Here is a 13,043-nt window from a genome sequence, read left to right on the forward strand (position 1 = left end):
ACGGGGCGTCCGGGGGCCGCTGCGCCCCACCGGTCACGCAGCGGCCCCCGCCACCGTCGCCGTACCCGTTGCGCCTCAGCGCACGGGGTAGGCGTCGATGATCGTCTGGTCGATCGCCCGGCCCCCGGCGACCGACCCCTCGGCCCGTACGGACACGGCGTCACCCGCGCGCAGCCACACCCCGGGGGCGGCGGCGATGGAGGCCACGTGGGTGCCGTGGCCGTGGGGGTCGCCGGTGGCGCCGCTGCCGGTGAAGTCCGCGGCGGCGGCGACCTGTCCGCGCAGGTCGCGGTGGCCGGCGTCGACGCCGGAGTCGAGCACGGCGACGTCGACACCCGCGCCGCTCAGCCCGGCGCCCCACGCCTCGGGGGCGCCGATCATGCCGAGGTTCCAGTCGAGTGCGTCGGCTTCGAGCCGGCCGTCGAGCCAGACCTTCGTCACCCCGGCCGCGGCCCGCGGGGCGGGAGCCTCCGTACAGAGCAGTCCAGCGGGCGCGCCGGGCGGGGAGCCGCCAGGCTGGAAGAATATGAGAGGCGTGTGCGGTTCCCACACCCCCCGGCGCCCCCTGCGCTGGGCGGTCACCGGCGCCGGAGCCGTGGTCGCTGCCGTCCTCGCCGTGCTGGCCCTCACCGGGACGCTGCCCTTCGCCGCCGCCCCGGATGCCGGCGAGCGGAAGCCGAAGGCCGCGGCCGATCCGTACGCCCCGGCCAAGGCGCTGCGGCCCGCCATCGTCGGCCGCAAGCAGTGGGGCGCCGATCCGCGGCTCCTCGACCAGAAGCCGCGCTACGCGGACTCCGTGCACGCCGTGGTCATCCACCACACCGGCCACTTCAACGACTACGACTGCGCGGAAAGCCCTGGCTTCGTACGCGACATGTACGAGGAACACGCCGTCGGCAAGGGCTGGGGAGACCTCGGCTACAACTTCCTGGTCGACCGGTGCGGCACGGTCTATGAGGGCCGGCTGGGCGGTGCGGGCCGCGCGGTGGTCGGGGCGCACACCCTCGGCCTCAACCGGGGCACGACCGGAATCGCCGTCATCGGCACGTACCCGGAGGGCGTGCCCGTACCGAAGCCGCTGCAGAAGTCCCTCGCGGTGCTCATCGCCTGGAAGCTCGGTCTCACCGGGATCTCCCCCACCGCCCGCAGCCAGGTCGTCTCCACCAACAGCAACAGCCGGTTCGCCGAGGAGGGCTCCGTCTCGGTGCCGGCCGTCCTCGGCCATATCGACGCGTACGAGACGAAGTGCCCGGGGGAATCGCTCGTACGGCTGCTGCCCACCCTCAGAAAGGCGGCGGCCCAGGTGCAGAGCAAGGCGAAAGTGCTGGTCAAGAAGGACGGCGGACGGGCCGGAAGCAAGAAGGCAAAGGGCCGGGCGCAGCGGGCTCCCGGCAGCCACGCCCGCCTCGGGGGCGCCGACGGAGGCGCCTGAGGAGCCGCCGTTCACCTGACCGCTGTGTCGTCAGTGCCTCTCGGGGACCACGGCGACCGGGCACGTGGAGCTGTGCAGGAGCGCGTGCGTCACACGCCCCAACCGGAGCCCCGCGTGCCCCCGTCGGCGCGGCGCGCCGAGTACGACCAGCCCGGCTTCCGCTGAGGCGCCCATGAGCACGTGGTGAGCCGGGCCCTCGGCGACGCGGCGCTGTATCCCGACCTCCGGGTGAGCGCGTCGTGGCTCGTCCAGGACATCGGTGACGGTCGTCGAGGCATTCTCCTCGTAGAGCGCTACCGAGCCGTGCCCGAGATGGCCTCCCGGCTCGAACACGGGGCACCGCCAGGCCCGTACCGCCAGCAGGGGACTGTGCCGTGCGGCCGCCTCGCGGAAGGCGAAATCGGTGGCGGCCTGGCCTTCGGCCAGCTCGCTCACGCCCAGGACGACGGGACGGGAGCGGTCGTCCCACGTCTTCTCGTCGCCGCGCACCACGATGACGGGGCAGGTGGCCCGGGCGGCCACCGCGAGGCTCACCGAGCCGAGCAGCAGCGCTGCGGCACCGCCCCGGCCGCGGGAGCCCGTCACGACGGCGAACGCCTGGTGGCTCTCCTCCGTGAGCGCGGTGGCCGGCTCGTCGGACAGTACCCGGCTGGTCACCTTCAGGTCCGGTTGACGCCTCTCCGCCCGCTCCGCACCGGACGCGACGATGTTCTCGGCGAGAACCTCGAAGGGCGGGCGCTCAACCTCGGTGATGTCGGGGACCACCGATTCGTACCTCTCCCAGAGTGAGGCGAACACGACCCGCAGCGGAACACCGTGCCGCGCCGCCTCGTCGGCCGCCAGGTCGATGGCTTGCGAACTGTGGTGCGAGCCGTCGGTGCCGACGACCACGGGATGTGCCATCGCCCTCACATCCTTTCTTCGGGGCCTGCCGGTGGCGGGCGGGCGCCGCAGCGTTCCTCTCCAGCGTCCGCCGCGGCGGGTGGCCGGTGGAGGGGCCGCTCGTCCCGGCTGCGAACCAAGGGTCCCGGCCGGGCCCGCCCGTGCCGGTGCCGCGCCACGACGCCCGGGGGAGCCACCGGGCGGGTGCCGCCCGAGCGGGTGCGGTCTGTGCGCCGTCCGGGTGAAAGTCCGGCGCGCACAAGCAGGTTGCCCCGCCGGAGTGGTAGCTCGAACTTGCTCACCGGCGCGTGGCCCGCACCCTGTCCCGGCCCCGGAAGGATCGTCGTGAATCATTCGCCGTATCTGGTCAGTGACGTCATGACGCAGACGGTCGTGGCGGTCGGGCCGGAGGCTTCTTTCAAGGAGATCGCAGAAACGATGCGGAAGTGGCGGGTCAGCGCGCTGCCCGTGCTGGAGGGCGACGGCCGGGTCACGGGCGTGGTGTCGGAGGCCGATCTGCTGCCCAAGGAGGAGTACCGCGACAGCGCGCTGTCCGTGGCGGACCGGGACCGGCGGCCGGAGGGCATCGTGAAGGCCGGTGCGGTCGTCGCGCGTGACCTCATGACCACACCCGCCGTCTCGGTACGGGCCGACGCCACCCTCGCGGAGGCCGCGCGGGCGATGGCGCTGCGGCGCTTGAAGCGGCTGCCGGTCGTTGACGGTGAGGGGCACCTGACCGGCGTCGTCAGCCGCGGCGACCTGCTGAAGGTCTTCCTCCGGTCCGATCAGGACATCGCGGAGGACGTGCAGCGGCAGGTCCTCGACCCCCTGTTCCCCCTCGGCGGGGCCACCGTGCACGCGCAGGTCGACAAGGGTGTCGTGACGCTCACGGGCTGGTTTCGCAACACCTCGCTCGTGCCGCTGGCGGCGCGGATGGCGCGGGCGGTCGAAGGCGTCGTGGACGTCGGGTTCCGGCTGGAGCGACCCGACGGCGCGCCCGGCGAAGACGCGCAGGAACGCCGGCGGGAGGCGACCTCTCCGGGGTACGAAGGGGACGACGGCCCCGGAGACGCAACCGCCCCACCGCCGGCGGAGCCGACGTGACCGGACCGGACGGGTTCGCCGCCTCCGCCGCGGCACCGATCCGGGTCTTCCTACTGGACGATCACGACGTGGTGCGGCGCGGGCTGCGGGACCTGCTGGAGGACGAGCCCGACATCCGGGTGGCGGGAGAGGCGTCGACGGCCGAGGAGGCCGTGGCCCGCGGCCCCGCGCTCCGGCCCGACGTGGCGGTCCTCGACGTCAGGCTCCCGGACGGCGACGGCATCGCGGTGTGCCGGGAGCTGCGCTCCCGGATGCCGGACCTCCCCTGCCTGATGCTCACCTCCTTCGACGACGACGAGGCGCTGCTGGACGCGATTCTGGCGGGGGCCGCGGGCTACGTACTCAAGCAGATCAAGGACTCCGACCTGGTTGCGGCCGTGCGCACGGTCGCCTCGGGGCAGTCGATGCTGGATCCGGCCACGACAGGCCGGCTGCTGGACAACCTCCGGGGCGAGCCCGAGGAGTCCGGGGAGGAAGGGGCGCTTTCCGGCCTCGCGCCCCGGGAGCGGGAGATCCTCGGCCTGATCGGCGAAGGACTCACCAACCGCGAGATCGGCGAGCGGCTCTACCTCTCGGAGAAAACGGTCAAGAACAACATCTCCCGGCTGCTGAGCAAGCTCGGCGTGGAGCGCCGCATCCAGGCCGCCGTCATCGCCTCGGAGGCGGGCGTGCGGCCGGACGGCGACGGTACCCGGGAGGGCTGACCAGAACCCGGAGGCGCCGGCCGGTCATCGACGGGTGAGGGGCACTGACCAGGTGACGCACGTGCCGCCCTCCCGCGGAGCGGTGACGGAGAACCGTCCGCCCAGCTTCTCCGCGCGATCGGCGAGGTTCGCGAGTCCGCTGCGCCGACCGCCGCGCGGCATGCCCACCCCGTCGTCCCGTACAGACAGAGTGGCCGTGCCGTCGGTCACGGTCAGCACCACCTCGGCGGCGGTCGCCCGGGCGTGCCGGCCGACGTTGGTGAGCGCCTCCCCCAGCACCGCCCGGACCTCGTCGGCGACGTCCGCGGGCACGTCCGTGTCGATGAGGCCCTCCAGGCGGAGGGAGGGGGTGAACCCGAGCACCGGCACGGCGTCCTCCACGGCCCGGACGACGTGGGCACGCAGGCCGCCGCCCGCCGTCTCCCGCCCGGTGCGGAGGCCGAAGATCGTCGAGCGGATGATCCGGGTGGTCTCGTCCAGATCGTCCACGGCACGCATCAGGCGGGCCCGGGCTTCCTCGTGCTCGACGAAGCGCAGCGCGCTCTGCACCGAGATGCCGGTGGCGAACAGCCGCTGGATCGCAAGGTCGTGCAGGTCCCGTGCAATGCGGTCGCGGTCCTTCAGCAGAGCGACTTGTTCGGCGTCGCGCCGGCGATCGGCGAGTTCCATGGCGATTGCGGCCTGCCCCGCGAAGGCGAGCAGCGGACCGGTCTCCACCTCGGTGAACACATCGAGCGGATCGCTGCGCGCGAGCAGGAGCACGCCCCTGACCCCCTCCTCGGCGACCATGGGGACGGCCACCGCCGGTCCCGGTCTCCGCACACCGGGCGACCCCGCGGTGATCCGCGGATCACGGGAGAGGTCGGTGCTCGTGATCGGTCTCCCGGCCTCGGCGGCAGCTCCGGCGAACGATCCGCGGCGGGGCAGGAGCACGCCCTGGTACGTCTCCGCCTCCGCGCCCGAGGCCAGCGCCACCCGCAGACGCCCTGAGCCGCCCTCGGCCAGGGCGAGGACTCCGAGATCCGTCCGCAGAATGCGGCGGGCGCGCTCGACGATCATCTCCAGGACGGCGGGTTCCTCCAGCCCGGAGAGCAGGCCGGCAGTGACGTCCGCGGTGGCCTCAAGCCAGCGTTCGGTGAACCGCGGCGGTTCCCGCCGACGTATCAGCTCGCCCGGCCGACGCCTGTAAGGGCTCACGCTCTGTTCATTCACCGACCCTCCGTGGCACGTCACTCGTGCACTTTTCTCAGGTTAACGCCAGTTTTCGCGGCCTGCTTCCGGAGCAGGAATGTCACGATGCGTCATGCCCGCGCCGCCTCCGGTCGGTCCGCCCACCGCCGGGAGGATCGGTGTGCCCGATGGTCCCGGCGATGAACCCGTACGGCCCTCGTGCAGCCTGCCGCCGCCGCGGCACGCTGAAGGAGCGGCATGTCCAATGCCGTGACGCTCTTCCGTGACCGGGCTGCGGTCGTGACCACGCCGCCCGGTCGGTTCCCCCCGGGGAGGCAGCAATGACAACGCGGCACGTGGTGGTCGGCGTAGACGGCTCGGATCCGAGCATGGCGGCGGTCCGGTGGGCGGCGGCGGAAGCGGCCGCGCGCCGCAGCTCCCTGCGTATCGTCCACGCCGAGGCGTCGTCCATGAGTAGCCGGCAGGCCGCCCCGGGCGGCTCACTGCACGAGGAGTGGGTCCGGGACCGGATCGCCACCGCGTGCCGGGAGACGGCGGAACGGTATCCGGAAGTGGAGATCAGCGGTGGCGCGACGTCGGAGACGGCGGTGAAGGCACTTCTGGACGAGGCGCAGGACGGAGAACTTCTCGTCCTGGGGTCGCGGGGCATCGGTGCGGCCTCGGGCTTCTTCACCGGAAGTGTGGCGTTGCCGGTGGTTGCGCACGCCACCGGGCCCACCGTCCTCGTACGGGAGGACTGGCACCCGGACACCGCGGACGGCGAGCTCCCCGTGGTGGTGGGGGTGGATCTCGACCACGGGTTCGACCCCGTGCTGGAGTTCGCATTCGCCACCGCCCACCGGACCGGCAGCCTGCTCCGCGTCGTCCACATGTGGCGGCGCTCGTCCATCTACGCCTACCCGTCGGCACTGCCCGACCCGAAGGTCGGCTCGGATCTCAGGACCGTGGCGCAGGAGAACCTCGACTCCGCCCTCGCCGGCTGGCGGGCACGCTATCCGGAGGTGGAGGCGGAGCGCGTCCTGCTGGACGGCGAGGTGGCGCCGCGTCTGCTGGAAGAGAGCGCCGGCGCTCAACTGCTCGTCGGGGGACGCCGTGCACACAAGCACCGGATGTTCCCGACGCTGATCGGCCCGGTGACGCACGCCCTGATGCACCACGCCACCGCACCCGTCGCCGTCGTCCCGCACGAGTGACCACCCCGAACGTGGGAGGGAAGATGCAGCACCGCAAGGTCAGCGATCTGATGACGCGGGATGTCGTCAGCGCCCGTTACGACACGCCGTTCCAAGAAGTCGCCCGCCTGCTGACGGAGAACGAGATCGCCGCGCTCCCCGTGGTCGACAGCGGTGGCCGGCCCGTCGGCGTGGTGTCGGAAGCCGATCTGCTGCGTAAAGCCAGTGACCGGCCCGGAACCGGCGGACGGGTCCCCCTGCCCCCTCTCGAAGCGTGGGAACGCGCCAAGGCGGAAGGTGCCCGTGCCGAGGAGCTGATGTCCGCCCCCGCCGTCTGCGCCCGCCCCGACTGGAACGTCGTCGAAGCCGCTCAGCTCATGGAGGTGCAGCACATCAAGCGACTGCCGGTGGTGGACGACGTCGACCGGCTGCTCGGCATCATCAGCCGGCGGGACCTCCTACAGATATTCCTCCGCAAGGACGACGCCGTCCGGGAGGAGATCGAGCACGACGTCCTGCATGACACCGTCGGCCTGGCACCCGACCAGGTGTCGGTCGGTGTGGAAGGCGGTCGGGTGACGCTGCAGGGACTGGTGGAGAGCAGGAGCCTGATCCCGATCATCGTGCGGCTCTGCAACTCCGTGGACGGCGTGGTCGGCGTCACGGACCGCCTGTCCTTCCGGGTGGACGATGTCGGCCGCACTCCGCTCCGGGCCGCCTGAGCCCGCGTAGGAGCCGCTGGCTGCGGCGCTCCGGGGATTCGCTGCCGTACGGAACCGTTCAGGCATCGGGAAGCCGGAGCCGGCGGGACTCGCCCGGCCCGACGGTGACGGTGCGGTCCGGCAGGACGAGGGTCAGCGGCGGCTCTGCTGACTGCGGGACGTCGACATGGAGCCGGCCGGCGCGCAGGCGCAGTTCGATGCCGCGGTGGCCCCGGTAGCGCAAGCGCAGCACGTACTCGGACATCTGCGGCACCGGCACGGGGTCGAGCCACAGCGCGTCCTCACGGATCACCAGTCCCGTCAGGCCGCGCTGGACCATGTCGAGTGTGCCTGCCATGGCCCCGAGGTGAATGCCCTCGCCGGTGGTGCCGCCCTGGATGTCGGCCACGTCGCTGGAGAGCGCCTCCAGGCAGTAGGTCCAGGCCGTGCTGCGACGGGCCCGGGCCAGCACCCAGCCGTGCACGAGGCTGGAGAGGGTCGAGCCGTGACTGGTGCGGGCCAGGTAGTAGTCGACCGTGCGGCGCCAGAGCTCGTCGTCGAAACGGTGACCCAGCCTGCCGAAGAGATCCCCGAGTTCGGCCGGGGAGAAGAGGTAGCCGAGTATGAGGACGTCAGCCTGCTTCGATGCCTGATAGCGGTTGACCGAGTCGCCTTCGGATTCGAGGATCCGGTCGAGGCGGCGGATGTCGTCGTAGCGGCTGCGGTAGCCGGCCCAGTCGAACTCGGTGAGCTCGCCGTAGCCCTCGAACTGGCTGATCACGTCGCGGTGGAAGGGCACGTGGAGGGTGCGGGAGACCTCCTCCCAGCGCGTCGTCTCCTCCTCCCCCAGCCGCATCCGCCCGGCCAGCTCGCGCCGGCGCGCCTCGGGCAGCACGGCGAGGAGTTCGAGCGCGCGCGCCAGCACCCAGGCCGCGAGGACGTTGGTGTATGCGTTGTCGTCGAGGCCCGGCCGGCCGGCATCCGGGTAGGCGTCGTGGAACTCGTCGGGGCCGAGCACCCCGCGGATGCGGTGGCGGCCGTACGCCGGGTCCCAGACGGTGAGGTCCGCGAAGAAGCGCGCCACCTCCAGTACCGTCTCGGCGCCTCTGCCGTACAGGTACGCGGTGTCACCGGTGGCCTGCCCGTACTGCCAGACGTTGTAGGCGACGGCCAGGCCCACGTGGTGCTGCAGTCGGCTGTGATCCGGGAGCCAGCGGCCCGAGCGCGGGTTGAGATGCACCTCCTGGGCCTCCTCGCGGCCGTCGCTGCCGCTCTGCCAGGGATACATGGCGCCGCGGTACCCGGCCGCCGCGGCGGCCCGGCGGGCCACGGGCAGGCGCCGGTGGCGGTAGTCGAGCAGGGCGCGGGAGACCTCCGGCAGGTGGAGATTCAGATAGGGCAGCACGAACAGCTCGTCCCAGAAGACGTGCCCGCGGTACGCCTCGCCGTGCAGGCCGCGCGCGGGCACCCCGGCGTCGAGGTGGGTGATGTGCGGGGAGAGGCTCTGCAGCAGGTGGAAGAGGTGCAGCCGCAGAATGGTCCCGGCCTCCCCGGGTACGCAGAGACCGGTGCGCTGCCACAGGTGATCCCAGGCGGCGGTGTGGGAGGCCAGGAGAGCGGTGAAGTCCGGGCTCCGGGAGGCATGTTCACGGGCGGTCCGGAGCGGGTCGGCGATCGCGGGGTCCCGCGAGGTGGACAGCGCCACGGTCTTCTCCACGGTGACCGGCTCGCCGGCCACGGCCCGTACGAACAGGAGTCGGGCGATGCCGCAGTCGCCGTGGCGTACGGGCCGGGAGCCGGTGACGTCACCCGCCACGACGCGGGTGCGGGCCGCCACGGCGATACGCACGCCGGAGGCGCTCGTACGGCAGCACAGCCACACGGTGTCGGGACCGTCGGAGCCGGTGTGGACGCGGGTGAGGTGGCGGCCGGCGAACGAGCGGTACCGCGCGACGCCGGAGTTGGTCACGGAGCCGTCGAGCGCCGCTTCGACCTCCAGCTCTCCCGACCAGCCGAGCGGGGTCAGTATGGTGCGCAGGGCTGCCAGGTGCGGTACGCCCATGTGGACCAGGCGGGTCTCGGCCAGCCCGATCCGGCGCCCTTCGGCGTCGGTGAAGACCGCGCTGCGCTCCAGTACGCCGGTTCGCAGCCGCAGACGCTGCCGGTACGCGACGGGGTCGGCGTCAGCGGTGGTCAGCCAGCGGCCGGGGGCCGCGCCGCGCGGGCGGGCGCGGAAGCGCAGCGGCAGCCAGTTCGGCAGGTTGACCATGTCCTCGTTCTCGACCTGACGGCCGGAGACGGTGGAGGTGAGACGGTTGTAGACGCCGGCGGCGTACGTGCCCGGGTAGTGGGCTTCGTCGGCACCGGACTCGGGAGCGGCCCCGCGGGTGGCGAAGTTGCCGTTGCCCAGCGTGCACAGCGCCTCCCGCAGCCGTTCCTGCCGCGGGTCGTAACCCTCGTACGTCCAGGTCCAGTCGTCGCTCACGGGTCGAGCAGCTCCGACAGGTCGCGGATCACCAGGTGCGCGCCGCGACGTTCCAGGTCCGCGGCGCCCGCCCCGGTGCCGGTGCGGTCCACCCCGATCACCAGGGCGAAGCCACCGGCCCGGCCCGCTTCGACGCCGGCGAGGGCGTCCTCGACGACGGCGGCGTCGTGCGGCTCCGTCCCCAGCCGGCGGGCGGCTTCGAGGAAGAGGTCCGGCGCGGGCTTGCCCTTCAGGCCCAGCCGGGCGCTGTCCGTGCCGTCGACCAGACAGGCGAAGTAGTCCCCTGCACCGGCGCGGAGCAGCAGGTCCCGGGCGTGCCGGGAGGCGGAGACGGCCGCGCACGGCAGCCCGGCCCGGCGCAGCCGGTCCAGCAGCTGTACGCTGCCCGGGAACGCCGCCACTCCGTGTTCCGCAAGGCAGGTGGTGAAGGCCCTCTCCTTGGCCGCGGCCACCGCCCACACGCTGCCGGTGCCCGGGGGGTCTGCGGGCCCGCCGAGGGGCAGAGCCATCCCGCGTGCCGCAAGGAAGTCCTGCGCACCGTCGATGCGGGACTTGCCGTCGACATGCCGCCGGTAGTCCTCGACCGGGTCGAACGGCCCGCGCAGCGCCGGGTCGGCGGGCGGGCGGGCGCGCAGGGCCGCGTCGAAGGCGAGCTGCCAGGCCGCGGCGTGGATCCGGGCCGAGTCGGTGATGACACCGTCGGTGTCGAACACCACGGCGTGCAGACCGTCCAGCCGCGGCCCGAGCCGTGCAGGGTGGGTGCCGGCCGGTTCACCGGGTGCGGCAGCGGGCATCGGCACCGCCTCCTCTCGCGGGTAACCGTACGGCCGTCCGGCACCACGGCGGGGACCTGCCCGGGAGCGGCCGACTGCCGGCGTCAGACAGCACCCGGATGCCGTCGGCCGGGCGCCGGTACGTCCCGCTCCGCGTTCGGGATCGCGGCGGTATGTGCGAGGAGCGTGCCGGGTGCCGGCCTCAACGCCGTTGCGGACGCGGCGGGCCGCCGCTCGGTGGCCGTTCCGGCCAGAGCCGGGCCTGGAGGCGCATGGCGACGTGGCCGAGGCCGGACACCGCGCAGACGATCACCAGGTCGGTGAGCGGAAGCGGCTCCGTGCCCAGCAGCTCCCGCAGGGGCGGCAGGTACACGCCGGCGACCTGGAGGCCCAGGGCTGCGCCGACCGCGACCAGCAGAAACGGATTGGCCATACTGCCCGGACGGGCCCGGGAGCCGAGCGCCACGCCGAGCTGCGTGGCGCCGAGGATCAGGAACATCATGGACTGCCAGGACCGGCCGGTCTCCCGGGCCCAGACGCCGACCACCAGGGTCACGACGGCGATGAAGGCCCCCGCCGTACGCTTCCGTTCTAGTGGTCGTTGCAACACCCCAGCTCAAGGGGTGCGATGGACTTCGAGGTTCGGGAGGACCAGGTCGCCGGGCACGACCTCGGCTGCCGGCACGGAGCGTTCGGTACCGTCCCGCACCACCCGGGCGGCGGGGGCGCTCATGGCGGACAGGGCCATGACCGCCTGTTCCGCCCGCATCTCCTGTGCGACACCGACCACGGTGATCACGAAGAGGGTCACGGTCGCGTCCGAGAGATCGCCGGTGGCCAGCGTCAGGGCGGCGGCCACGAGCAGCACGAGGATCAGCGGGTCGCGCAACTGCTGCAGCACGCGCCGTACCACCGGGGTTCGCGGCTCCGCGGGGATCTCGTTGGGCCCGTGGCGGGCAAGCCGCGCCGCGGGCTCCCGGCAGAGCCGGCCGGCGGCGGCGCGTCACCAGCCCGGCGCTCCAGGCTACTGTCCGTCCTCCGTGACGCGGCGTCCGGTGATGCGCCTGGGCCGGATCGAGACCCACATCTCCCGTTCGCCCCCGGCCCACGGTGCGGAGTGGGCGCCCTCGGCCAGTCTCCTTACGGCGCCGGGGTCGGTCACCACTCGCGCAGGTCCGACGACCAGCACGCTCCAGCCCTGGCCCATGTCCTCGTCCAGGTGGTCGACCTCGAAAGCGACCTCCGATCCCACGGCTGCCGCCGGAGCCGAGTCCGGCACGGTCCGATAGGCGATCGACTCGTCGACGACCTCGTAGTTGACCGGAACCACCGCCGGGCCCTGCGGTGTCGAGACCGCTACCCGCCCTACACCGGAGGCGGACAGCAGCCTGCGGCACTCGTCCGGGCCGAGATCCCGTATCCGGGGGTGCCGGAGCGCCTGCCCCTGGCCGGGCGGCCGGTCGATGCCGCCGCCGCCCCGCAGCGCGACGGGGGTCGTGCCCAGCACACCGGCCAGGCGGGCGAGGCAGGTCGCCGTCGGGTCGGCGGCCTGTTCTTCGAGGTATGCCAGGTATTCCGGCGCCATTCCGGCCCGGTGGGCCGTCTCTTCCCGGCTCAGCCCCCGGCGTCTGCGCTCCGCGGACACGCGACGGCCGATGTCACCGGGATGGGGCGGCCTGACCTGCGTGGTTGCGTGCGGCTCGGCGCTTGCCCGCTCCCCCGTGCGGTCCGTACGCGACCGGCCGGACTCGGCTTCGCCCCGGGGCGGGTGCCCGGGGCCGCGGACGTGTGCGTCGGGCCCGGGACAGACGAGCGTCACCTCGTCCGTGTCCGACCAGCGCACCTCGTAGGGAGGCGTGCCATCCGCATGGCGGACTCCGACGATCTCGCCATCGCGTCCGGCGGCTCCGGTAGCAGGACTCTCCACCACGAGTTGATCGCCTGGTTCGGCTCTCATGATCGCCATTGCCTCCTCGTCATGCTGCCGGGGCCGGCGGTCAGCCCCCGATCTCGATACGCCGCGACCCGGTCTTCTCTGCCTTCGGAACGCGGATGGTGAGGACGCCGTTGGTCGGTTCCGCGCTGACGTGACCGGTGTCCGAGTTCGACGGCAGAATGGCGTGGTAGTCGAACTCCCCGACATGGCGGCCGAACGGATCCCACGTCTCAAGGCCCCGCTGCTACGACGGACTGGCTACGCCGCCGGCCGGTCTCCTCACATCCGGTCCGGGGACGGCCAGCCGTCGCCCGGGCGCGCATCCCGCCCGGAAGCCTCGACCGCCTCGACGTCGCGCCGGGCGACGTCCACCAGTTGCCTGCCGAGGTCGTCCAGCGCCCGGCCGGCGGCCAGTTCGTCACCGATCTCGGGCACGTCGGGGTCCGCGGGATTCCTGTGCGCGTCCCCGTGCCCGGTGAACCGCCCGGTCGAGGTGTCCAGCACCACGCGCGCCCTCGTCGTCCCCGCCTCCTCGAAGAGGTGGAGGCCGACGTTCCATTTCACGCTGTGCGTCATCGTCTTCCCTCCGCGTCTCGGCGCGGAGCGCGGAATCGGAGCGCGCTCCGCTCGTGCTCTCGCCTCCGCTGGCAAAGCACCTCTTCC

At 72.9% G+C, this 13,043-nt stretch carries 13 protein-coding genes and 2 pseudogenes; 5 read left to right on the forward strand and 10 right to left on the reverse strand.

Translation table 11 applies throughout. The annotated features are described in order from the left end of the window. Positions 1–75: 75 nt before the first annotated feature. On the reverse strand, positions 76–441 hold the full coding sequence (locus CXR04_RS04365; protein WP_442802354.1) for a S8 family serine peptidase: 366 nt from the start codon (positions 439–441) through the stop codon (positions 76–78). Positions 442–526: 85 nt separating this feature from the next. Here CXR04_RS04365 and CXR04_RS04370 point away from each other — a divergent pair, with 85 nt between their 5' ends. Next, on the forward strand, positions 527–1,432 hold the full coding sequence (locus CXR04_RS04370; protein ID WP_101420576.1) for a peptidoglycan recognition protein family protein: 906 nt from the start codon (positions 527–529) through the stop codon (positions 1,430–1,432). 30 nt (positions 1,433–1,462) lie between these two features. Here CXR04_RS04370 and CXR04_RS04375 read toward each other — a convergent pair whose 3' ends face one another. Beyond that, positions 1,463–2,335: a universal stress protein gene (locus CXR04_RS04375; protein ID WP_101420577.1), complete on the reverse strand. Its 873-nt coding sequence runs from the start codon at positions 2,333–2,335 to the stop codon at positions 1,463–1,465. Between the two features lie 324 nt (positions 2,336–2,659). On the opposite strand from CXR04_RS04375, the gene CXR04_RS04380 reads away from it, so the two are divergent. Both CXR04_RS04380 and CXR04_RS04385 read left to right on the forward strand, forming a co-directional pair. Beyond that, positions 2,660–3,418 (forward strand): CBS domain-containing protein, encoded by a 759-nt coding sequence (locus tag CXR04_RS04380; RefSeq protein ID WP_101420578.1) that lies wholly within the window; start codon positions 2,660–2,662, stop codon positions 3,416–3,418. After that, a complete protein-coding gene (locus tag CXR04_RS04385; RefSeq protein WP_101420579.1) occupies positions 3,415–4,122 on the forward strand; it encodes a response regulator in 708 nt (235 codons plus the stop codon). The genes CXR04_RS04380 and CXR04_RS04385 overlap by 4 nt, the downstream gene beginning before the upstream one ends. A 24-nt stretch (positions 4,123–4,146) precedes the next feature. Here the strand turns inward: CXR04_RS04385 and CXR04_RS04390 are convergent, their stop codons facing one another. Then, complete coding sequence (locus CXR04_RS04390) at positions 4,147–5,319, reverse strand: GAF domain-containing sensor histidine kinase (protein ID WP_101420580.1); 1,173 nt, start codon at positions 5,317–5,319, stop codon at positions 4,147–4,149. A 314-nt stretch (positions 5,320–5,633) separates the two neighbouring features. Between CXR04_RS04390 and CXR04_RS04395 the strand changes: the two genes are divergently transcribed. Together CXR04_RS04395 and CXR04_RS04400 are read left to right on the forward strand one after the other, a co-directional pair. Then, complete coding sequence (locus tag CXR04_RS04395) at positions 5,634–6,506, forward strand: universal stress protein (protein WP_101420581.1); 873 nt, start codon at positions 5,634–5,636, stop codon at positions 6,504–6,506. 23 nt (positions 6,507–6,529) lie between these two features. Continuing rightward, the gene (locus CXR04_RS04400) at positions 6,530–7,207 is read left to right on the forward strand and encodes a CBS domain-containing protein (RefSeq protein ID WP_101420582.1); all 678 of its coding nucleotides are present in this window, start codon (positions 6,530–6,532) and stop codon (positions 7,205–7,207) included. Between the two features lie 58 nt (positions 7,208–7,265). Here CXR04_RS04400 and CXR04_RS04405 read toward each other — a convergent pair whose 3' ends face one another. The 7 genes and pseudogenes from CXR04_RS04405 to CXR04_RS04435 all read right to left on the reverse strand — a co-directional run bounded on the left by CXR04_RS04405 (position 7,266) and on the right by CXR04_RS04435 (position 12,956). Further along, a complete protein-coding gene (locus CXR04_RS04405; RefSeq protein WP_101420583.1) occupies positions 7,266–9,671 on the reverse strand; it encodes a glycoside hydrolase family 65 protein in 2,406 nt (801 codons plus the stop codon). Continuing rightward, a complete protein-coding gene (locus CXR04_RS04410) occupies positions 9,668–10,465 on the reverse strand; it encodes an HAD family hydrolase (protein ID WP_101420584.1) in 798 nt (265 codons plus the stop codon). The genes CXR04_RS04405 and CXR04_RS04410 overlap by 4 nt, the downstream gene beginning before the upstream one ends. Positions 10,466–10,646: 181 nt before the next feature. Further along, positions 10,647–11,054 (reverse strand): cation-translocating P-type ATPase C-terminal domain-containing protein, encoded by a 408-nt coding sequence (locus CXR04_RS04415; protein WP_267898176.1) that lies wholly within the window; start codon positions 11,052–11,054, stop codon positions 10,647–10,649. 6 nt (positions 11,055–11,060) lie between these two features. Then, positions 11,061–11,402 (reverse strand): annotated as a pseudogene (locus tag CXR04_RS04420) (cation-transporting P-type ATPase); the annotation flags it as partial. Between the two features lie 66 nt (positions 11,403–11,468). Next, positions 11,469–12,401, reverse strand: a complete 933-nt coding sequence (locus CXR04_RS04425; RefSeq protein ID WP_199850389.1) for a pyridoxamine 5'-phosphate oxidase family protein — start codon at positions 12,399–12,401, stop codon at positions 11,469–11,471. A 40-nt stretch (positions 12,402–12,441) separates the two neighbouring features. Continuing rightward, positions 12,442–12,582 (reverse strand): annotated as a pseudogene (locus tag CXR04_RS04430) (Hsp20/alpha crystallin family protein); the annotation flags it as partial. Between the two features lie 77 nt (positions 12,583–12,659). Beyond that, positions 12,660–12,956: a DUF1876 domain-containing protein gene (locus CXR04_RS04435; protein ID WP_101420587.1), complete on the reverse strand. Its 297-nt coding sequence runs from the start codon at positions 12,954–12,956 to the stop codon at positions 12,660–12,662. Positions 12,957–13,043: the final 87 nt, after the last annotated feature.

Origin of the sequence: Streptomyces sp. CMB-StM0423 (assembly GCF_002847285.1) — a bacterium.
Lineage (GTDB): Bacteria > Actinomycetota > Actinomycetes > Streptomycetales > Streptomycetaceae > Streptomyces.

Coding starts and splice junctions, on each gene's coding strand:
- CXR04_RS04370 (WP_101420576.1), top strand. CDS start 527: ATGAGAGGCGTGTGCGGTTCCCACACCCCCCGGCGCCCCCTGCGCTGG.
- CXR04_RS04375 (WP_101420577.1), bottom strand. CDS start 2,335: ATGGCACATCCCGTGGTCGTCGGCACCGACGGCTCGCACCACAGTTCG.
- CXR04_RS04395 (WP_101420581.1), top strand. CDS start 5,634: ATGACAACGCGGCACGTGGTGGTCGGCGTAGACGGCTCGGATCCGAGC.
- CXR04_RS04400 (WP_101420582.1), top strand. CDS start 6,530: ATGCAGCACCGCAAGGTCAGCGATCTGATGACGCGGGATGTCGTCAGC.
- CXR04_RS04410 (WP_101420584.1), bottom strand. CDS start 10,465: ATGCCCGCTGCCGCACCCGGTGAACCGGCCGGCACCCACCCTGCACGG.
- CXR04_RS04425 (WP_199850389.1), bottom strand. CDS start 12,401: ATGAGAGCCGAACCAGGCGATCAACTCGTGGTGGAGAGTCCTGCTACC.
- CXR04_RS04435 (WP_101420587.1), bottom strand. CDS start 12,956: ATGACGCACAGCGTGAAATGGAACGTCGGCCTCCACCTCTTCGAGGAG.